Consider the following 20,560-nt stretch of genomic DNA (forward strand, 5'->3'; position numbering starts at 1 on the left):
TTGATAAAGGGGTTCTAGGAGGATTTAAAGGAGCCAGATTTTTTGAATGATATCTGTCTTATTTGTATGTAAAAATCCCCCTCAATCCCCCTTTAGTAAAGGGGGAGGGTGTAAAGAAGAATAATTTAGTATTTATAATTATCTGGTTTAAATGGCCCTTCAACAGGGGTATTTACATATTTAGCCTGCTCTTCGGTCATTTGGGTAATAACCCCACCAAAGCCTTCTACCATATAACGGGCAACTTCTTCGTCCAGTTTTTTTGGTAGAATTTTTACATATAGGTTCTGTGGTTTTTCGTCAGCAGATAATTCACCAAATTTATCTTGGTATAAGTGAATTTGCGCTAATACTTGGTTGGCAAACGAGCCGTCCATAATTCGGGATGGGTGGCCTGTTGCGTTCCCTAAGTTAACTAGGCGACCTTCCGATAGTAGTAAAATATGATCTTCAGTTGCTGGGTTGCGATGGATTTTATGTACCTGGGGTTTGATTTCTTCCCACTCCCAGTTTTTGCGCATAAAAGCCGTATCGATTTCGGTATCAAAATGACCAATGTTACAAACAACTGCACCACATTTTAGTGCTTGTAACATATTTTGATCACATACATGCACATTGCCTGTAGTGGTTACTAATAAATCGGTTGTACCTAATAATTCACGGTTAATACCTTCTGGATTGCCTGTATTAACGCCATTAATATAAGGTGAAACCACTTCAAAGCCATCCATACAAGCTTGCATGGCGCAAATAGGGTCGATCTCTGTTACCTTAACAATCATGCCTTCTTGACGTAGTGAAGCAGCAGAGCCTTTACCTACATCCCCATAACCAATAACTAAGGCTTTCTTACCTGATAGCAGGTGGTCTGTTGCCCGTTTAATGGCATCATTTAAACTATGACGACAGCCGTATTTGTTGTCATTTTTAGACTTGGTAACTGAGTCATTAACATTAATTGCAGGCACTTTTAAAGTACCTTTTTCCAACATGTCTAACAGACGATGTACACCTGTGGTGGTTTCTTCAGAAATACCGTGGATATGGTCCAGCATATCAGGATATTTATTATGCAGGATTTCTGTTAAGTCACCACCATCGTCCAGCACCATATTGGCATCCCATGGTTTGCCATCTTTAAGAATAGTTTGTTCAATACACCAAACGTATTCTTCTTCAGTTTCGCCTTTCCAGGCAAAAACAGGTGTGCCACTGGCAGCAATAGCCGCAGCTGCGTGATCTTGAGTGGAGAAAATATTACAAGATGACCAGCGCACTTCTGCCCCCAGTTCAACCAGAGTTTCAATTAATACTGCAGTTTGGATGGTCATATGAATGCAGCCAAGAATCTTGGCGCCAGCCAGTGGCTTGCTGTCGCTGTATTTGCGACGAATAGCCATGAGTGCTGGCATTTCAGATTCGGCAATTTTAATTTCTTTGCGTCCCCAGTCAGCGAGAGAGATATCTGCTACTTTATAGTCGTTAGCCATGAGCTCATACCTGTAAAGAGTTAGTTAAAATTGGGTTAGATTTTAGCTGCTTGCTTCAAAATATCGGCTTTATCAGTTTTTTCCCAAGTAAACTTGGCTTCTTTACGACCGAAGTGACCATAAGCTGCTGTAGATCTATAAATGGGGCGCTTTAAGTCAAGCATATCAATTAAGCCTTTAGGGCGCAGATCGAAGTGCTCTCGAATCAGTTCGATGATTTGGTCATCGCTAATTTTACCGGTGCCAAAAGTATTCACACTAATGGAAGTTGGTTCTGCTATACCAATGGCATAAGAAACTTGAATTTCACATCGATCAGCAAGTTCAGCTGCAACAATGTTTTTGGCTACATAGCGGCCTGCATAGGCAGCACTGCGGTCGACTTTTGATGGGTCTTTGCCAGAAAATGCACCACCACCATGACGAGCCATACCACCGTAGGTGTCCACAATAATTTTCCGGCCAGTTAATCCGCAGTCACCTACCGGGCCACCAATAACAAATTTACCAGTAGGATTAATAAAATATTTGGTTTGTGGAGTTAACCATTCTTCAGGTAACACTGGTTGAATAATCGTTTCTAATACGGCCTCGCGTATTTCTGACTGTTTAATCCCATCTTCGTGTTGAGTAGATAACACAACAGCATCAATACCGCAGGGTTTGCCTTGTTGGTCATATAAAAAAGTTACTTGGCTTTTAGCATCTGGTCTTAGCCAAGGAAGAATGCCATTTTTTCTTACTTCAGCCTGACGTTTAACCAGGAGGTGGGCGTAGGTAATAGGAGCAGGCATTAGTACATCCGTTTCATTAGTGGCATAACCAAACATTAAGCCTTGGTCGCCGGCACCCATCTCTTTATGTTCGGCTTCATCCACACCTATGGCAATATCAGGTGACTGCTTGCCAATAGCATTCATGACTGCGCAAGAAGCGCCATCAAAGCCCATTTCAGAGTGGTTATATCCAATATCCAGTACAACTTCGCGCACCAGGTCTTCAATATCGACGTATGTTTCTGTACGTACTTCGCCAGCAACTAAAACCATTCCAGTTTTAACTAGCGTTTCTACTGCAACCCGGGCGTCTTTATCGTCTGCAATAATGGCGTCTAATATTGCATCTGAAATTTGGTCTGCCACTTTATCGGGGTGTCCTTCTGAGACAGACTCAGAAGTAAATACAGAATATTCGCTCATTGGTTCTTTCCTAAATTAATGGGTTAGTTCGTTATATTTGATGCTGGCTTAATAAAATGCCGCACCTGGAGTTGAAATCCATTGCGCAATCCCAGGTACAGACTTTCTTGTGGCTCAAGGTCAGTCTGCTGGACCCAGCCATTTACTTCATCTTCAGCAAAGCCCAACCACATGTCACCGCAGGCTTGTTGTACCCAGCTTTGATCATGGGCACATAAGTCACTAATTAATAATGAGCCACCAGGTATTAATACTTCACTTGCTTTAATAAATAACTCAGCGGGAGAGGGTACATGGTGTAGTACCATATTCATCACTATACAGTTAGCTGTTAGAGGCGTTGCTAAAGCGTCGACAGCTTCTTGATGAATAAACTGAATATTATTTAGCTGCTGGTCTGCGGCAAACAACTTAGCTTTCTCTAGCATTTCCTGAGAAATGTCAACAGCAATTACCTGCTCATATAAAGGGGATAATACTTTTAAAAATTGGCCTTCACCTGGTCCAATTTCAACAGCTGTACTATTTTCAGGAATTGCCAGAGTAGTCAGGACTTCTTTAATACTGGCAGCATAAATGTCGTATTCTGCAATTAATTCCTGCTGCTGCCGGAATTTATCAGCAAATTTTGCAAAGAAGGCTCTAGCTGTTTCTGCTCGTTGTTGCTTAACTTGCTGGAGCCTATCGTGAGTTGCTGTGCTTATAGGGAGCAGGTCAACAGTCTTATAAAGAGTCGTTAGCAATTGAGCAGTAGCCTGGTCTGGTTTAGGCCACTCTCGTCGATAAAAAATCGTGTTCCCTTCTCGACGGGTTGTCACTAAACCGGCCTTTGCCATTAGTTTTAAGTGATGGCTAAGGGCTGACTGCTTAATATCGAGAATTGCGCACAGCTCCAACACACCAAATGAATCTGCTTTAAGCACCCGTAAGATATCAAGCCGTAGAGGATCAGCGCTGGCCTTACAAAAACTGGCCAGAGTTTCAGAGCTGACTGGAGCTTGGCTCGTTGGGGGAGCTATGCTGTCTTGAGATAACGAGTGGGTAGTCATGGCAGCCAGTGTAGCAGTTGCTTAAACTAGTCACAACATCTATATCAAAATTTTTTGATATAGATTCTACTGGGATAGAGATAAGGGGTTCTGCAGCCTAACTGTCGCGGCTCTGGTATTAGTGATACAGCCATAACCGTTCGGGCCGAGATTGTTTTTCCGCCCAGCCCTGTTACGAGTCATTTATGTAGAATGACTACACAGCATGCCTTGTGCCTTGCTGGACAGAAAAATAGCCTCCGGCAGTAGTGATTCAAATAGTGTTAACAGGCCCTAGTAAGTAAATAGAAAGAAAAAGCTTGACTATAATTTAAATACAAAAGCCTACAAACAGGGAGCGTGTAGCATATTAATGCAAAGGATATTACTCTTTTATGATAGTTTTATTTTTTTTACCGCAATTCTTTTTTTAAGAGCATCTTACTTAGTTTTATTAATAGTCGCTCGGGATTGCTAGATGAAACGGTTCGGGTCAATTCGTACAAAGATGTTAATGTTCCCGATTTGTTTTCTATTGGTAATGTTGTTGGTTTCATCCAATTTTGTGTATATCTATATTGAGCAGTCCTTCTTTGTTAAGGAATTTCAGGAACAGAAGCTTGACCATTATGCTCAGCTCATTCATGCGTACTCTGAGTTTGCAACTAACCATGCATTAATTTACGACAGCTTGCGTGAATTTCAATTGGGTATTGATAAGCAGAGTTATTACAGAAATGTTCAGGATCGACTAAAAAGCGCTGAAAATGCACTCAATTGTGTATCGGTGTTGGCAGAGGAAATAAGTAATACAGACAAGGCTTTTCCAGCGGATAAGCTTAATAGTTTAATTTCAAATATGACGAGTTACAATGCGATGACGTCTTCTTTATTTCGTCAGGCTTTTACAAATGTAGATAATGCCTACACAGCAATGGCTCAGCTGACGTTAAAGTATAGTGAAATAATTAAAAAATTTAGTGGTTTGATGTCATCCCTAGATCAAAACTTAGCTGAAAGAGCAGGTTTGGTTGAGTCTCATGCAAAGAGTAGTTTGATTGTTTTTTTATGTATTACCTTTGTGTCCTGTACTCTTGTTTTTTTACTGAGCGTATTTTACGTAAGAAAGACTGCTAAACGGTTATCAGTAGCTATCGCCAGTATTAAAGAGATGACAAGTGGTAAACTGTCTAGGCGTTGTGAAGTAGAGTCAAATGATGAAATAGGCGAGTTAGCAAAAGAAGTAAACTACTTAGCAGAAAGCCTTGAATATGCAAAGGCTGTAGGTGAAGAGAAAAGCTCATTCTTGGCGAACATGAGTCATGAGATAAGAACTCCTCTTAATGGGGTCTTGGCGACGGCTGAATTGCTTTTAGAAACACCTAATACCAATAATGAACGATCTAGTTATATTAAATTAATCTACCAGTCTAGTAAGTCACTATTATCAGTGATAGATGATATTTTGGTCTACTCGAGTTTAGAAGCAGGAAAAGTAACAATAGAAAATAAAAAATTTCCACTGAAAAAACTGCTAGAGGAAATGAAACTATTATTTTCACAATCGGCAGAGCAGAAGAATGTTAAGTTTTTTTTGAAGTGTAATGAAAGAGTAGCTGATTATTATATTGGTGATGAGGGGCGTTTAAGACAAATTTTGTTGCACTTGGTGGGCAATGCGGTGAAGTTTACTTATAGAGGTTGTATTGTCGTTGATGTTGACTCGGTAGTTATAAACTATAAAAACTGTATTTTTATTAATGTGCGTGATACCGGAATAGGTATTAATGAAAAGCATATTAATAACATTTTTAAAGGCTTTTATCAGGTCGAACATACCAGTACTCGCAATTATGGCGGCTCAGGATTGGGTTTGGCTATTAGTCATCAGTTAACGCAGTTGCTGAATGGTGAGTTACTAGTGAGCAGTAAACCTGGTGAAGGCTCAACTTTTACTTTAAAACTTCCATTAGAACCAGCGGTAGTATCTGAAAGTACAGTCACATCTGATATGGCTGATAAGAAACAGGCAAGAGACTATAACAAACATGTATTAGTGGTAGATGATACTCCTAGTAATCAAATGATTGCTAGGGCGGTGTTAAATAAATTAGGGTTTAGTGTAGTGATTACAGAAAATGGCAAAGCGGCAATTACTCAAATACTAAACCAGCAGTTTGATATTGTGTTTATGGATATGCATATGCCAGTGCTGGATGGCATCGAAGCAACGAAACAAATTAGAAAACTTGCCGGAAAGAAAGGTAAAATACCTATCATTGCATTAACAGCTAATGTAATGCCTGAGGATAAAGATTTATGTCTCGAGGCTGGCATGAATGGTGTTATTACCAAACCAATTACTAAAGCTAAAATTGCTAGTGAAATAGATAGAATACTTTCTTATGAAACTGTTGAGGAAAATAATAGTATTTCAGACGTAACAGTAGTTAAAGGAAGGTAAAGAATTTTATTGATGAGCTTCTTTTTTTCTTCTGACCGAATTTTCTAAGATTTGTTTGCGCCTCATTTCTGTCGCAGTATGCCACTCCATAATTTCTGCTAACGAGCGAAAACAACCAATACATACATCATTATTATCCAAGCAGCAGTTGCGTACACAAGGAGAGCCCGTGATTGAAGGCTTGTGACTACTCATAAAAGCGTACTCCCTTTGAGTTCGATTATTTTTTAATAGTTAGCTGATCAATTAGTTTGAGAGGCAGAAAAAGAAATAATTCAATTAATTAATCCATATTTGGCGTAAATTTCTTTAAGCAATGTGTTGTTTGACTTCCCTTTTTGTTGGTAAACGGTATTAAACGCTTTTTGTAGTAGTTGAACAGTAGTATCAGCTGTGCTTTTACTAAAGGCATAACAAGTAGGAACAGGCTTGAATGAATAGATTGTTTCAAAGTCATTTAGGTTATAGCCTAGCCTTGTCAGGATCCAGCTGGCTACGTTGATATCATATCCCCAGGCATCAAATCGATGAGAAACTAACATTTTTGCCAATGTTTCTGGATGATTATTGCCATATTTAAAATTATCTGGATTTAAATCTAACCCTCGAAATAGTTTTTCTGCAATATCATCTTTTACTACCCCAATGGTCAGACGATTTAGGTCATTTTTATTGCGAATATTAATTCCTGCATCTTTTCTAGCGGTTAACACAACTTGAGTATTCATATAAGAACAGACCCATTTAAATAGCTTTTCCCGCTCCTTAATCTTGGTCATCCCAAATAGTACGATATTAGGGCGGTTAAGCGCCATGTTGTATCCTCGGGTCCATGGCATAAGCTTGATATCAGCTGCTGTAATAGGGCAATTAATAGATTTTGTTGCAATAACCAATAGGTCAACTGATACTCCCTGTAATGTACCATTTTTCATAAAATTATGAGGTGGGTAGTCTTCAGTAATGTAAGTTAACTGTTGGAGAGGACAGGCTAAAACGATAGAGGGGGTGAGCACCAGTATTCCGCTCAATAATACACTAAGCCTCTTTCTCAATGATGTCACAGGTTTTGCTCGTCATACCTAAGTTTCTTTAAGCATAGTTGGAAAACTTTCTGCAGTTGAGGAAGTAACTATTTAGTCAAGAGACAATTCTTTTTGGAAAGTAACTATAGTGAACCAAAACTAGGGAACACCTTTTTCTTGATGGGTTGGGCAGGCTGAAAGCTGACCGCTACGTCAGTTTGCTGTGAGTGAGTCAATCCGTTGCCATTTTGCGGTTAATACATTTGCTGATAAAGCCAGAAAAAGAGACAATATTGGCCGTTTTTTCAAAGCTGTTCCAAAGTTAACTTGCTAAGTAGGGGTTGCAAAAGTTCATGAGTCAAATGGCCATAAATTAAGTGCTTTGCAACACCCTCCAATTAGGTTGTAGGAGACTATTTCATGTCGTCGACCCGTCAAGAGCGCGTCAATGCCATTCGTGCATTAAGTATGGATGCAGTACAAAAAGCCAAAAGTGGCCACCCTGGTGCGCCAATGGGAATGGCTGATATTGCTGAAGTACTCTGGTGCGAATACTTGCAACATAACCCTGCTAACCCTAACTGGGTTAACCGTGACCGCTTTGTGCTGTCTAATGGCCATGGCTCTATGCTGCTTTATTCTTTGTTGCACCTTACTGGTTATGATCTATCAATCGACGATCTGAAAAACTTCCGTCAATTACACTCAAAAACAGCCGGCCACCCAGAATTTGGCTATGCACCAGGGATAGAAACCACTACCGGGCCTCTAGGGCAAGGAATAGCGAATGCCGTGGGGATGGCAATTGCCGAAAAAACACTGGCCGCTCAATTTAATCGCGATGAGCATGAAGTCGTTGATCACTACACTTATGCTTTCACTGGCGATGGCTGCTTGATGGAAGGTATCTCCCACGAAGTATGCTCTTTAGCCGGTACTTTGGGGCTAGGCAAGCTAATCGTTTTTTATGACGACAATGGTATTTCTATCGATGGTGAAGTCGAAGGCTGGTTTACCGATGACACGCCAAAGCGTTTCGAGTCTTATGGCTGGCAGGTGATTCCTGGTGTAGATGGCCATGATGCAGAAGCAATCAAACAAGCAGTTGAAGCTGCAAGAGCCAACCCAAATCAGCCGACTTTAATTTGCTGCAAAACTATTATTGGCTTTGGTTCACCAAATAAAGAAGGTAAAGAGTCTTGTCACGGTGCCCCATTAGGTGATGATGAAATTGCCTTAACCCGTGAAAAACTAGGCTGGACTCATGGCCCATTTGAAATCCCAGAAAATATTTATCAAGACTGGGATGGTAAAGCAAAAGGCCAGACCATAGAGCAAGAATGGAATACAGCGTTTGCTGCATATAAAGAAGCACACCCGGAGTTAGCTGCAGAACTAGAACGTCGTTTAGCAGGTGAATTACCATCTGACTTTGCTGAACAAGCAGAAGCTTACATTAAAGAATGTCAAAGCAAAGGGGAAACTCTGGCTAGCCGGAAAGCTTCTCAAAACACTTTGAATGCCTATGGTCCATTATTGCCTGAGTTATTAGGTGGTTCTGCTGACTTGGCTGGCTCTAACCTGACTTTATGGAAGGACAGCAAAGGTGTAGCGAAAGAAGATGCCAGCGGTAACTACATCTTTTATGGTGTCCGTGAATTTGGTATGTCTGCCATTATGAACGGTATTGCCTTACATGGTGGCTTTGTTCCTTACGGTGCGACTTTCTTAATCTTTATGGAGTATGCCCGTAATGCCGTGCGGATGGCTGCATTAATGAAGCAGCGCAGCATCTTTGTTTATACCCACGACTCTATTGGTTTAGGCGAAGATGGCCCCACTCACCAACCGGTTGAGCAAATGGCCAGCTTAAGAACTACCCCTAATATGTCGCTATGGCGCCCTTGTGATACGGTTGAGTCTGCAGTAGCGTGGAAAGCAGCGATTGAGCGTAAAGATGGTCCAACTTCTCTGGTATTCTCTCGCCAAGGCTTGCCACATCAGGCGCGTAGTGATGAGCAGCTAGCAAATGTTGCGAAAGGTGGTTATATCCTTCGTGATTGTGATGGCTTGCCAGAGCTAATTTTAATTGCCACTGGTTCAGAAGTTGGCTTGGCTATGGAAGCAGCAGAGCAGCTAGCAAACAAAGGTACAAAGGTAAGAGTGGTTTCTATGCCATCAACTGATGTATTCGAAGCGCAAGATGTAGAGTATAAGCTACAAGTGTTACCTTTAGAGGTATCAGCCAGAGTAGCTATTGAAGCGGCTCATGCTGACTACTGGTACAAGTATGTAGGTTTGGATGGTCGTGTAGTGGGTATGCAGACATTTGGTGAGTCTGCGCCTGCTGGTGACTTATTCAAAGAATTCGGCTTTACAGTTGAAAATGTTGTCACAGTAGCGGAAGATTTGCTCAACATAGAGTAAAACAAAAAGGCGGTATTTACCGCCTTTTCTATTTTTGCTGCTGTTATTCGGTCATTTGTAAACATCGGAAATTAGCTAACATGGCATTTCGTTTAGCTATCAATGGCTATGGTCGGATTGGCCAAAGCGTATTAAGAGCATTGTACGAAACCAGTCACCGTCAACACATGCAGGTGGTGGCAATTAATGAGTTATCAGATTTAGATACTATTACCTATCTCACCCGTTATGATACTACCCATGGTCGCTTTCCTGCTTCAGTAAAACGACAACGTGATCACTTGGTAATTAATATTGACCCTATTCAAGTGATTAATCAGCCAGATCCAACGAAGTTGCCTTGGAAAGAGCTAGGCATCGACTTAGTGCTGGAATGCACAGGCTCTTTTACTGACCGACAAACTGCAGAGCAACACTTAGCAAGCGGAACACCTCGATTGCTATTTTCTCAGCCTGCTGAGCCTGAGTCGGTAGATGCGACTATTGTATATGGTGTGAATGAAGAAACGCTTCAGGCCAGTCATCAAATTGTTTCCAGTGCGTCATGTACAACTAATTGTATTGTGCCGGTCATTAAAACGTTAGACGACACATTTGGTATTGAGCACGGTACTATAACGACCATTCACTCAGCTATGAATGATCAGCCAGTCATTGATGCCTATCATCACAGTAATTTACGGCTAACGCGCAGTGCTTTGCAGTCAATTATTCCAGTAGATACTGGTCTAGCAAAAGGGATTGACCGGTTGCTGCCGAGTCTTGCCGGAAAATTTCAGGCATTAGCCATGCGCGTACCAACCATTAATGTTTCAGCCATGGACTTAACTGTACAGGTAAGCAGAGCAACTAATGTGGCTGATGTTAATGAAGTCATTCGAGATGCCTGCCATGGTCGATTACAAGGGTTAATGGGAGTAACAGATGAACCACTGGCGTCGTGTGATTTTAATCATGATGATCGCTCGGCAATTGTCGACTTAACTCAAACTAAGGTTAGTGGCACTAATATGGTAAAAGTGATTGCCTGGTTTGATAATGAGTGGGCGTTTGCTAATAGAATGTTAGATGTCAGTTATCATTGGTTAAATATATAACTGCTGTTGTATTTTAAGGGGGATTTCAATGGCTGTGATCCAAATGAAGGATCTTGATCTTGCTGGCAAGCGGGTGCTAATCCGTGAAGACTTAAATGTGCCAGTAAAAGAGGGAAAAGTAACCAGCGATGCACGAATTTGTGCTGCCTTGCCCACTATTCAACAGGCAGTGGAGGCTGGTGCCAAAGTGTTGGTGATGTCCCACTTGGGGAGACCAACAGAAGGTGAATTTGCTGAAGAGTATTCGCTAGCACCTGTCGCCGATTACTTAGCTAAGTTGCTAGACAAGCCAGTAAGACTAGAGCGAGACTGGTTAAATGGTGTTGAGTTAGAAGCTGGTGAAGTAGTACTGCTGGAAAATGTTCGCTTTAACCAAGGCGAAAAGAAAAATGATGACCAGTTAGCCAAGCAAATGGCCAGTCTATGTGATGTTTATGTGATGGATGCATTTGGCACTGCTCATCGAGCCCAAGCTTCAACCCATGGGGTAGCTAAATATGCGCCTGTTGCTTGTGCTGGCCCGTTATTGGTTAATGAATTGGATGCATTGGGCAAAGCGCTAGATAATCCAGAGAAACCTTTGGTAGCTATTGTTGGTGGCTCAAAAGTTTCCACTAAACTCACTGTATTAGAGTCTCTTGCCAAGGTTGCTGATAAAATTATTGTGGGTGGTGGCATTGCCAATACATTTCTTGCTGCCGCTGGCCATCCAGTAGGCAAATCTTTGTATGAAGCTGATCTGATTCCAGAAGCCAAAAAACTAATGGAACAAACGGATATCCCCTTACCTGTTGATGTAGTAACAGGCAAAGAATTTTCTGAGTCTGCAGCAGCAGAGCTGAAAGGTGTATCTGATGTAGCTGAAGATGACATGATTTTTGATGTTGGGCCACAAACCTCTCAACAGTTCAACACCATTTTGGCAGATGCGAATACCATTATCTGGAATGGTCCGGTTGGGGTGTTTGAATTTGATCAGTTTGGTGAAGGCACTAAAGCATTATCCTTGGCGATTGCAGATAGTGCAGCTTTCTCTATTGCTGGCGGGGGGGATACCTTGGCTGCAGTAGATAAATACGGTATCAAACAACAGGTGTCCTATATTTCTACTGGGGGTGGTGCTTTCTTGGAGTATGTAGAAGGGAAAACCTTGCCAGCAGTAGCAATATTAGAAGAGCGCGCCAAAGAGCGACGTTCATAATAATAACGTAATAAAAGTATACCCCACTTGTAGGGTGTACAAATCCACGCAGCTTGCACTTTTATATATGAATCGCGGCAGTTTTGAAGTTGCCGCCATTACTTTGAGGACTGAAGATGGCACTGATTAGTATGCGACAGATGCTGGACCATGCAGCCGAGCATGGTTATGGTGTTCCAGCATTTAATGTCAACAACCTGGAGCAAATGCGCGCGATCATGGAAGCGGCTGATCAAACCAATAGCCCGGTAATTGTTCAAGCATCTGCAGGGGCAAGAAAGTATGCGGGGGCGCCTTTCTTGCGGCATTTGATTTTGGCTGCAATTGAAGAATTTCCTCATATTCCAGTAGTGATGCACCAGGACCATGGTACTTCTCCTGCCGTGTGCCAGCGTTCCATTCAACTAGGTTTTTCTTCAGTAATGATGGATGGCTCGTTAGGTGAAGATGGTAAAACACCAACTTCTTATGAATACAATGTTGACGTTACTCGTCGTACTGTTGAAATGGCTCATGCCTGTGGTGTTTCTGTCGAAGGTGAATTGGGGTGCTTGGGTTCATTAGAAACAGGCCAGGCTGGAGAAGAAGATGGTATTGGTGCAGAAGGTACGCTAAGTCATGACCAAATGCTGACAGACCCAGAAGAAGCGGCTGACTTTGTTAAAGCAACGAAAGTAGACGCACTGGCTATTGCGATTGGTACCAGTCATGGTGCTTATAAATTTACCCGTGAACCAACTGGTGACATTTTAGCGATTGAGCGTATAAAAGCGATTCATGAGCGTATTCCTGATACTCACCTGGTGATGCATGGTTCTTCTTCCGTACCACAGGATTGGCTAGCAGTGATTAATGAGTTTGGAGGGGAAATTCCAGAGACTTATGGCGTGCCAGTAAAAGAAATTCAGGAAGGCATCAAGTATGGTGTGCGTAAAGTGAATATTGATACTGACTTACGATTAGCTTCTACAGGTGCTATTCGTCGTTTTTTAGCTACTCATAAATCTGAGTTTGACCCACGTAAATATCTGACTGTAGCCACCAAAGCAATGAAAGATATTTGTGTAGCACGCTATGAAGCATTTGGCACTGCAGGCCAAGCCAGCAAAATTAAGCCGCTGAGCTTGGAAAAAATGTTTCAACTTTATTCAGCTGGCGAATTAGATCCAAAAGTGAATTAATAAGAGTTTTTTTTAATAATCTTAAGCGGCTATATTCTTTGTAGGATGTAGCCGCTTTTATTTTCAGAAACTGTAACAAACTAGCTAGCCATATATTACAGATTGTTCCTATAAACCTGTGAACCACTTCTCTTGTTTTTAACCTCAATAAAACCTGTTATTTCTATAATTACACTTGCATGAGTTGGATAATCACCAACACCTGAATATCGTTAAATTTAGGTGTTCGATATGCAAGGAGTTAGCAAATGCATTACCTTAATTTAAAGCACACGGCAGCTGTATTATTGTCGGCTTCTGTGCTGGGGAGCACAGGACTTTATGCGGAGCAAACAGAGCACGAAATTAATCGTTATATTAATGCTCCTATTGATTTCACTTATCTAAATGGTACTGGTGAGCGAATTTATTACCAGGTAATAGATGGTTTAGCTATTTATGAAGGAGATATTATTTTAGGCACCCATGAAGAAGTACAGCAATATGGTGTGCCATCATTTGAAGTATCACCATGGACTGAAATTGATGATGTTGGGGAAGATGGCGAAGCAGTCAATGAGTTTAGTGCGCCAACTAAAAATAAACGCAGCTTGTGGCCTAATGGCGTGCTTTATTATCAAATAGACTCTAATTATCCCAGCCAAGGTAGATCAAAAATTGAAGCTGCACTTAAATATGTTGCCTCAAAAACTAATGTTAAGTTTGTAAAGAGAACGAATCAAAGTAACTATGTAAAAGTGATTAATGGCTCTGGTTGTTGGTCTTATGTCGGTATGACAGGCAGGCAACAACAGCTATCGCTCAGTTACCCTGGTTGTGTTTATCAAGGTATTATTGCCCATGAATTTTTACATGCCTTAGGTTTTTATCATGAACAGTCCCGAGCGGACCGTGATAATTACGTTACTATTCATTGGAATAATATACAGTCAGGTATGGAGGGAAACTTTAGAAAAGCCGATACCGATTTAAAAGTAGGGCCTTATGATTATTATTCAGTCATGCATTATTCTGCTTACGCATTTTCTAAAAACCGACGACCCACAATCACTCCTAAAGACCCAAATGTTCCAGCAGATAAACTGGGTAATCGTAGCGGGCTAAGTGACAAAGATGTTGTTGGCGTTAATTATTTGTATCCTGATGGAGATCCGGGCCCTGGCCCTGGTAAAGACCCTAAAATTCAGTTGAAGTATAAGAAAGCTGAAATTAAAAAAGGTCAGACTTATGATTTACCCCTGGAAATCATTGATGATGATTATGACAAATTGTCAATTGTAACCAATTCTAATAATCAAGCATTGTTGCCAGACTCTAACCTTGAGTTGAAAAAAGGCTCGCAAAAAGGCAGTTATATTCTCCATATGAAACCTTTAGCGACTGCTACAGGGACGGCGGTCGTTACGATTACTGTATTTGATTTTGATGGTGGGGTTGCTGAAGCTAAATTCACCCTAATAGTGAAGGATGATGGCAGTAGTAAATTATCAGTGAGTTTTAGTAAGGGCAGTGCAGAAATACCGAAAAATCAAACTTACAGTGCTAGCTTCATGGTAAAAGGTGCTGAGCCAAGTGACCTCACTTTTGTACCAAACTCTGATAATCAGGCATTGTTACCTGATAGCAACTTGGTTATTAAGAAAACCCAGGTACCTAGTAAGTTCTTACTGGAAATGAAACCACTTAAAGATGCAGTGGGTAAAGCCAATGTAAAATTGTCAGTCTTTAGTACCAGTGGTGGTACAGCAGAAGATCGCTTTACCTTAGTTGTTAAGGATGATGGCAGTCAGAAACCTTATAAGCTCTTGGTCTCTAAGTTAGGTGCTTGTGTGACTGTGACTAAAAACCGCCTGGAAAATGCCCAATATGCTGTGAAACCTAATTATTGCCAGGGTAAGGATAATCAGCTGTGGAATAAAGACAGTGCTGGTAGAATAATGCCTAAGTCTCATCCAAATCACTGCTTGCAGGTTTCTAAAGCCGCTAATGGTGCGATTAGTTTTGTAGCTCCTTGTAAGGATAGTAAATTAAACATCTGGCAAGTCGATAAAGAAATTATCCGTAGTGCGGCTAACAAAGAACAGGTGTTGGACTTTTATGTCCGTCAGCTCAAAATAGGGCTGTGGAAGTATCATGGTGGTAATAATCAACGTTGGTTGTGGATAACTAAAGAAAATCTGTCAGAGCTGCGCCTGTTATTAAAGGCAAGATAAGTTACTAAAAATCAGCTAAGCACAGCTAATCGCTACTATCTATCTTTCGCTTAAAGCTACCACTTTGGTAGCTTTTTTTGTTGTATCATGAGCGACGACTATATTCATTGTAAGTTGATAAAAAATAGAAAAATGATAGAGACAGCTATGGAGTCAATTAAAGCTTGGATCAAAAAACATAATATTACTGAAGTAGAGTGTCTAATTGCTGACTTTACGGGTATTGCTAGAGGGAAAATAATGCCTGCAAACAAGTTTTGTCAGGATATGGGAATCAGGTTACCCGAAGCGGTTTTAATTCAAACGGTAACGGGGGACTATGTTGCTGATGAGCTGTATTATAAATTAACTGACCCTGCTGAAGTTGATATTAAACTACTGCCAGATCCTAATGCAGCTTATTTAGTGCCTTGGGCGCAAGAGCCCACTGCTCAGATAATTCATGATGTATATGATAAACATGATAATCCGATTGATCTGTCACCTCGTAATTTGTTAAAGAAAATTCTTAAGCTATATGAGGAAAAAGGCTGGAAACCGATTATTGCACCAGAACTAGAGTTCTATTTAACCAAGACTAATATTAATCCAGATCACCCGTTAGAGCCTCCAGTTGGGCGTTCCGGTCGACAAGAAACAGGACGCCAGTCGTTTAGTATTGATGCGGTCAATGAGTTTGACCCATTGTTTGAAGATGTATACGACTACTGTGAGGCTCAAGGGCTGGATGTGGATACCTTGATCCATGAAGAGGGTACTGCCCAGATGGAAATTAATTTTCAGCATGGTGATGCTCTCACCTTAGCTGATCAGGTGTTTCTATTTAAGCGAACAGTACGAGAGGTAGCACTTAAACATAGTGTCACTGCTACTTTTATGGCTAAGCCTATTACGGATGAACCTGGTAGTGCGATGCATATTCACCTAAGTGTGCATGACTGTAAAACTGACCAAAATATTTTCAATGATGACAGTGGCAGAAGTACGCCATTGTTTGAGAGTTTTATTGGTGGGTTACAAAAATATATTCCAAGTGCTATGCCGCTGTTTGCTCCTAATGTTAATTCCTATCGACGATTTTTACCTGGCGAGTCGGCCCCTTTAAATGTTGAGTGGGGGGTTGATAATCGAACAGTCGCATTTCGGGTGCCAGAGTCGTTACCTGAAAATCGCCGGGTAGAAAACCGGCTGGCAGGGGCTGATGCTAACCCTTATTTAGCGGTTGCAGGGTCATTAATATGTGGTTACATGGGTATGCTTGAAAATTTAAAGTCCAGTGCACCGTCAACCGGTAATGCTCATGAGTTGGAAAATTACAGTTTGCCGTTAAGTTTAGAGCATGCCTTGATGGGCTTTGAACAGTGCAAGCCCTTATATGACATGCTGGGTCAAAAGTTTGTTGATGCTTATGTGGCGGTAAAAGAAACAGAAAGTGAAAACTTTAAACGTATTATTAGCTCTTGGGAGCGCAAATACTTACTGCTTTCAGTTTGATTGAAAACTATGCAGTTGCTGATACATAAGGTTTGGATTAAATAAGAGCCAAGTAAGACAGATAAATAGACGTTTGCTAATAAAAATTTATTTCTCAACTTTTTGCTTTCCAGTGTCAAGCCGGTATACCCTTCGCGAAAGATTCTTACTTAGGGTCTATTGATGTATTTCTGCAAGCAAACTTCAATAGGCCCTGAAATAACCTCGAACTGGAGAATAGCGAATTATGGTAGAGACGGTTGTGGGGGGCCTGTTAGATAAAGGGCTGCCGCCTCAGCGTGATCACATGTTGGTAGAAATTAAACAACTTACCAAACAGTTTGGTACCACTTTAGCAGTGGATGATGTGTCGCTTGAAATTAAAAAAGGTGAAATTTTTGCGCTGCTGGGTGGCTCAGGCTCAGGCAAGTCAACCTTGTTGAGGATGTTAGCTGGTTTTGAGCAGCCAACTGCAGGGAGAATCTATCTTGATGGTGAAGATATAACGGATTTCCCCCCTTATCAGCGACCAATTAATATGATGTTTCAGTCTTATGCGCTGTTCCCTCACATGACAGTTGAGCAAAATATCGCTTTTGGGCTAAAGCAAGATAATCTGCCCAAAGAGCAGATTTTGGCTCGGGTAAATGAAATGCTTAAACTGGTGCATATGGAACAATATGCGAAGCGAAAGCCGCATCAGTTATCAGGCGGTCAAAAGCAGCGTGTCGCGTTAGCCAGAAGCTTGGCCAAAAGACCTAAACTATTGCTACTTGATGAACCAATGGGCGCTTTAGACAAAAAGCTTCGAAGTAGAATGCAGTTAGAGGTAGTGCAAATTCTTGAAGAAGTCGGCGTTACCTGCATTATGGTCACTCATGATCAAGAAGAAGCGATGACCATGGCAGAACGGATTGGCATTATGAATGATGGTTGGATCGTTCAGGTAGGAACACCGGTTGATATTTATGAAACCCCTAACTGTCGTATGACGGCGGAGTTTATTGGCTCAGTCAACATCTTTGAGGGTGAGTTAGTAAAAGACGAAGCAGATCATGTCATCATCAGTTCCCCACAGCTAGAACGAGATATTTATTTCAGTCACGGTATTATTAGTGCATTAGATGAAAAGTGGGTCTATGTTGCCATTCGTCCAGAAAAGACGCTTGTCACTACAGCTAAGCCAAGAGGTCAATACAATTGGGCAAAAGGGGTTGTACACGACATTGCCTACTTAGGTGGCCACTCTGTTTATTACATCAAATTGGCTAATGACACAATTATTCAGTCCACCATGGCGAATGTAGAGCGTAAAATGGACCGGCCGACCTGGGATGAGCCAGTTTATATCAGCTGGGAAGATGACAGTGGTGTGGTGCTTACATCATGAGCTTTAATATCAATAAACATAGCCTTTTGCGGTGGATACCCTCCGGGCGCAGCTTTATTGTGGGGATACCTTATAGCTGGCTGTTAGTATTCTTCTTGGTTCCTTTTATTATTGTATTAAAAATAAGTCTGTCTGAAGCAGAAACTGCAATACCCCCTTATTCTGATGTATTTCAATATGTGGATGAAACAGTCAAAATTATCCTGAATTTGGGTAATTATTTGTTTTTGTTAGAGGATGATCTTTATTTAGCTGCTTACATAAGTTCACTAAAAATTGCGTTTTTCTCAGCAATATTCTGTTTGTTGCTGGGATATCCAATGGCTTATGCGATGGCACAAGCATCAGATAAATGGAAAGCTATCTTATTGCTCTCAATATTATTACCTTCATGGACTTCTTTTTTAATTCGAGTTTATGCTTGGATAGGGATATTAAAAAATAATGGGTTGATCAATAATTTGCTTATGTGGTTGGGGATTATTGATAATCCTTTACCCATGCTAAATACTAATTTTGCTGTATATGTTGGTGTTGTGTATACCTATCTGCCATTTATGGTGCTGCCAATCTATGCCACTTTGACGAAACTAGATCACTCTTTGCTGGAGGCGTCTGCTGATTTAGGAGCGAAACCGTGGCAAACATTTTTAAAAGTAACATTACCGCTGTCAAAAAATGGCATTATTGCAGGCTCAATGCTGGTGTTTATCCCTGTAGTAGGAGAATTTGTTATCCCCGAGTTATTAGGAGGGCCTGAATCGTTGATGATTGGTAAGGTGCTTTGGCAAGAGTTCTTTAATAATCGTGATTGGCCTATAGCTGCGGCACTTGCCATGGTTATGCTGGCATTGTTGATTATTCCGATAACTTTTTTCCAAAAATATCAAGCAAAAGAATTGGAGAGCTAGCAGTGAGAAAGAGTCGTTTAACTTTTTCAAATTATGTGCTGGCTTTTGGCTTGTTATTTCTTTATCTGCCAATGGTGCTGTTAATAATTTACTCTTTTAATGAGTCTAAGTTAGTTACAGTATGGGCTGGCTTTTCCACAAAGTGGTATTTGGAGCTATTCAGTGATCGACAGTTAATAGCAGCAGTATGGATGAGCTTGCGCATAGCTTTTATGTCAGCCTGTATGGCGGTCGTGCTGGGTACCATGGCCGCTTATATTATCGTGCGGTATCGGCGGTTTAAAGGGAAAACTGCATTTAGCAGTATGATCACAGCACCCTTGGTTATGCCAGATGTGATTACTGGCTTATCGCTGCTATTATTGTTCGTTGCAATGTCACAGGCATTTGGTTGGCCTGCCGAGAGAGGCATGTTGACCATCTGGATTGCTCATGTCACTTTTTGTACAGCTTATGTGGCTGTAGTGGTCTCATCGCGACTGAAAGAAATGGATACTTCGTTGGAAGAGGCCGCAATGGATCTTGGAGCATCGCCACTTAAAACTTTTTTTCTTATTACTGTTCCAGTGATTGCTCCAGCACTATTATCGGGTTGGCTGATAGCATTCACTTTGTCGCTGGATGACCTAGTTATTGCAAGCTTTGTATCTGGGCCGAGTGCTACAACACTGCCAATGGTTGTGTTCTCTTCAGTACGTTTAGGTGTGAGCCCTAAAATCAATGCTCTTGCTACATTGATTATCTTGATTGTTTCTTTGGTAGCTTTTATGGCTTGGTGGTTTGCTAGGAAAGCAGAGCTTAAGCAACGACAACAGTTATAGTTACCTGTCCCTAGTACTTCATAAAGTTAATCCCTGTTTCAATTACGGGCTTTACCTAAATAGTCAGGTAGAAGTCCGTAAGGTATTCCATAGTTTTTTAGTTCACGCTAATAAAATGCGTTAATCAATGTCCAAAGCATATGGCTTTTAGTTTATGGACTTATTGTTTGTGGACTTATTATTTATGGAGTAATGGGATGAAAATCATGGTAAAGGTAATTACTGCTGTCTTGGTTTGTTTGTCTGTGCAGACATATGCACAAGTAGTTTCAACTGTTGCAGGCGTAAAAAGCCATCCTGTATCTGATCAAAAAGTAATCATGCAAGGCTATATTGTAAAGCAACTGTCTCATGAAACCTATTTGTTCAAAGATCAGACAGGACAAGTACAAGTAGAGATTGATATCGAAGAGTGGCCTCAAGAGCAGCCAGTTGTTGATAAGGCTGTCGAGATTGTTGGAGAAGTTGAGGTTGAGTCAAACGGGCCTATAGGAGTAGATGTAGAGCAGGTTCGTCTTTTAGATTTGGCTAAAAAATAAACTATAGTGAATTATTTTCACTTAGCTGTTGACTTAAACTCAGAAGTGCGTAGAATGCGCCGCCACTGACTGGAGATGAGCAGAAAAGACAGCAACTG

16 protein-coding genes are annotated in these 20,560 nt (G+C 41.1%); 11 read left to right on the forward strand and 5 right to left on the reverse strand.

Annotation, left to right across the window (positions count from 1 at the left end):
• Positions 1 to 125 precede the first annotated feature (125 nt).
• The 3 genes from ahcY to ORQ98_RS16820 are packed head-to-tail and all read right to left on the reverse strand — an operon-like array spanning position 126 to position 3,741.
• Positions 126 to 1,493: an adenosylhomocysteinase gene (gene ahcY / locus ORQ98_RS16810; RefSeq protein ID WP_274689963.1), complete on the reverse strand. Its 1,368-nt coding sequence runs from the start codon at positions 1,491 to 1,493 to the stop codon at positions 126 to 128.
• A 35-nt stretch (positions 1,494 to 1,528) separates the two neighbouring features.
• Complete coding sequence (metK, locus tag ORQ98_RS16815) at positions 1,529 to 2,692, reverse strand: methionine adenosyltransferase (protein ID WP_274689964.1); 1,164 nt, start codon at positions 2,690 to 2,692, stop codon at positions 1,529 to 1,531.
• A 23-nt stretch (positions 2,693 to 2,715) separates the two neighbouring features.
• Positions 2,716 to 3,741 carry an ArsR/SmtB family transcription factor gene (locus ORQ98_RS16820; RefSeq protein ID WP_274689965.1) on the reverse strand — a complete coding sequence of 342 codons (1,026 nt, stop codon included), beginning with the start codon at positions 3,739 to 3,741 and terminating at the stop codon, positions 2,716 to 2,718.
• Between the two features lie 457 nt (positions 3,742 to 4,198).
• Between ORQ98_RS16820 and ORQ98_RS16825 the strand changes: the two genes are divergently transcribed.
• On the forward strand, positions 4,199 to 6,184 hold the full coding sequence (locus tag ORQ98_RS16825) for an ATP-binding protein (protein WP_274689966.1): 1,986 nt from the start codon (positions 4,199 to 4,201) through the stop codon (positions 6,182 to 6,184).
• 6 nt (positions 6,185 to 6,190) lie between these two features.
• On the opposite strand, the gene ORQ98_RS16830 is transcribed toward ORQ98_RS16825, so the two are convergent.
• Both ORQ98_RS16830 and ORQ98_RS16835 read right to left on the reverse strand, forming a co-directional pair.
• Positions 6,191 to 6,379 carry a DUF1289 domain-containing protein gene (locus tag ORQ98_RS16830; protein WP_274689967.1) on the reverse strand — a complete coding sequence of 63 codons (189 nt, stop codon included), beginning with the start codon at positions 6,377 to 6,379 and terminating at the stop codon, positions 6,191 to 6,193.
• Between the two features lie 80 nt (positions 6,380 to 6,459).
• Complete coding sequence (locus tag ORQ98_RS16835; protein WP_274689968.1) at positions 6,460 to 7,215, reverse strand: substrate-binding periplasmic protein; 756 nt, start codon at positions 7,213 to 7,215, stop codon at positions 6,460 to 6,462.
• 414 nt (positions 7,216 to 7,629) lie between these two features.
• Between ORQ98_RS16835 and tkt the strand changes: the two genes are divergently transcribed.
• The 10 genes from tkt to ORQ98_RS16885 all read left to right on the forward strand — a co-directional run bounded on the left by tkt (position 7,630) and on the right by ORQ98_RS16885 (position 20,462).
• A complete protein-coding gene (gene tkt, locus ORQ98_RS16840) occupies positions 7,630 to 9,636 on the forward strand; it encodes a transketolase (RefSeq protein WP_274689969.1) in 2,007 nt (668 codons plus the stop codon).
• Between the two features lie 80 nt (positions 9,637 to 9,716).
• Entirely contained in the window at positions 9,717 to 10,733 is a 1,017-nt protein-coding gene (locus tag ORQ98_RS16845) for a type I glyceraldehyde-3-phosphate dehydrogenase (RefSeq protein ID WP_274689970.1), read from the forward strand.
• Positions 10,734 to 10,761: 28 nt separating this feature from the next.
• A complete protein-coding gene (locus ORQ98_RS16850; protein WP_274689971.1) occupies positions 10,762 to 11,934 on the forward strand; it encodes a phosphoglycerate kinase in 1,173 nt (390 codons plus the stop codon).
• Positions 11,935 to 12,050: 116 nt separating this feature from the next.
• Complete coding sequence (gene fba / locus ORQ98_RS16855) at positions 12,051 to 13,115, forward strand: class II fructose-bisphosphate aldolase (RefSeq protein ID WP_274689972.1); 1,065 nt, start codon at positions 12,051 to 12,053, stop codon at positions 13,113 to 13,115.
• Positions 13,116 to 13,363: 248 nt separating this feature from the next.
• Complete coding sequence (locus ORQ98_RS16860) at positions 13,364 to 15,328, forward strand: M12 family metallopeptidase (protein ID WP_274689973.1); 1,965 nt, start codon at positions 13,364 to 13,366, stop codon at positions 15,326 to 15,328.
• A 147-nt stretch (positions 15,329 to 15,475) separates the two neighbouring features.
• Positions 15,476 to 16,822: a glutamine synthetase family protein gene (locus ORQ98_RS16865; RefSeq protein WP_274689974.1), complete on the forward strand. Its 1,347-nt coding sequence runs from the start codon at positions 15,476 to 15,478 to the stop codon at positions 16,820 to 16,822.
• Positions 16,823 to 17,048: 226 nt separating this feature from the next.
• Positions 17,049 to 18,191 carry a polyamine ABC transporter ATP-binding protein gene (potA, locus tag ORQ98_RS16870; RefSeq protein WP_274689975.1) on the forward strand — a complete coding sequence of 381 codons (1,143 nt, stop codon included), beginning with the start codon at positions 17,049 to 17,051 and terminating at the stop codon, positions 18,189 to 18,191.
• Positions 18,188 to 19,102: an ABC transporter permease subunit gene (locus ORQ98_RS16875; protein WP_274689976.1), complete on the forward strand. Its 915-nt coding sequence runs from the start codon at positions 18,188 to 18,190 to the stop codon at positions 19,100 to 19,102. The genes potA and ORQ98_RS16875 overlap by 4 nt, the downstream gene beginning before the upstream one ends.
• A 71-nt stretch (positions 19,103 to 19,173) precedes the next feature.
• Entirely contained in the window at positions 19,174 to 19,923 is a 750-nt protein-coding gene (locus ORQ98_RS16880) for an ABC transporter permease subunit (RefSeq protein ID WP_425347692.1), read from the forward strand.
• Positions 19,924 to 20,120: 197 nt separating this feature from the next.
• Entirely contained in the window at positions 20,121 to 20,462 is a 342-nt protein-coding gene (locus tag ORQ98_RS16885) for a NirD/YgiW/YdeI family stress tolerance protein (RefSeq protein ID WP_274689977.1), read from the forward strand.
• The last annotated feature ends 98 nt before the right edge of the window (positions 20,463 to 20,560 follow it).

Origin of the sequence: Spartinivicinus poritis (assembly GCF_028858535.1) — a bacterium.
GTDB classification, from domain to species: Bacteria; Pseudomonadota; Gammaproteobacteria; order Pseudomonadales; family Zooshikellaceae; genus Spartinivicinus; species Spartinivicinus poritis.

Excerpts from the sequence above, each read along its gene's own strand:
- ORQ98_RS16845 (WP_274689970.1), top strand. The coding sequence starts at position 9,717 with ATGGCATTTCGTTTAGCTATCAATGGCTATGGTCGGATTGGCCAAAGC.
- ORQ98_RS16830 (WP_274689967.1), bottom strand. The coding sequence starts at position 6,379 with ATGAGTAGTCACAAGCCTTCAATCACGGGCTCTCCTTGTGTACGCAAC.
- ORQ98_RS16880 (WP_425347692.1), top strand. The coding sequence starts at position 19,174 with ATGGTGCTGTTAATAATTTACTCTTTTAATGAGTCTAAGTTAGTTACA.
- ORQ98_RS16825 (WP_274689966.1), top strand. The coding sequence starts at position 4,199 with ATGAAACGGTTCGGGTCAATTCGTACAAAGATGTTAATGTTCCCGATT.
- ORQ98_RS16850 (WP_274689971.1), top strand. The coding sequence starts at position 10,762 with ATGGCTGTGATCCAAATGAAGGATCTTGATCTTGCTGGCAAGCGGGTG.
- tkt (WP_274689969.1), top strand. The coding sequence starts at position 7,630 with ATGTCGTCGACCCGTCAAGAGCGCGTCAATGCCATTCGTGCATTAAGT.
- fba (WP_274689972.1), top strand. The coding sequence starts at position 12,051 with ATGGCACTGATTAGTATGCGACAGATGCTGGACCATGCAGCCGAGCAT.
- ORQ98_RS16885 (WP_274689977.1), top strand. The coding sequence starts at position 20,121 with ATGAAAATCATGGTAAAGGTAATTACTGCTGTCTTGGTTTGTTTGTCT.
- ORQ98_RS16865 (WP_274689974.1), top strand. The coding sequence starts at position 15,476 with ATGGAGTCAATTAAAGCTTGGATCAAAAAACATAATATTACTGAAGTA.
- ORQ98_RS16860 (WP_274689973.1), top strand. The coding sequence starts at position 13,364 with ATGCATTACCTTAATTTAAAGCACACGGCAGCTGTATTATTGTCGGCT.
- potA (WP_274689975.1), top strand. The coding sequence starts at position 17,049 with ATGGTAGAGACGGTTGTGGGGGGCCTGTTAGATAAAGGGCTGCCGCCT.
- metK (WP_274689964.1), bottom strand. The coding sequence starts at position 2,692 with ATGAGCGAATATTCTGTATTTACTTCTGAGTCTGTCTCAGAAGGACAC.
- ORQ98_RS16820 (WP_274689965.1), bottom strand. The coding sequence starts at position 3,741 with ATGACTACCCACTCGTTATCTCAAGACAGCATAGCTCCCCCAACGAGC.
- ahcY (WP_274689963.1), bottom strand. The coding sequence starts at position 1,493 with ATGGCTAACGACTATAAAGTAGCAGATATCTCTCTCGCTGACTGGGGA.
- ORQ98_RS16875 (WP_274689976.1), top strand. The coding sequence starts at position 18,188 with ATGAGCTTTAATATCAATAAACATAGCCTTTTGCGGTGGATACCCTCC.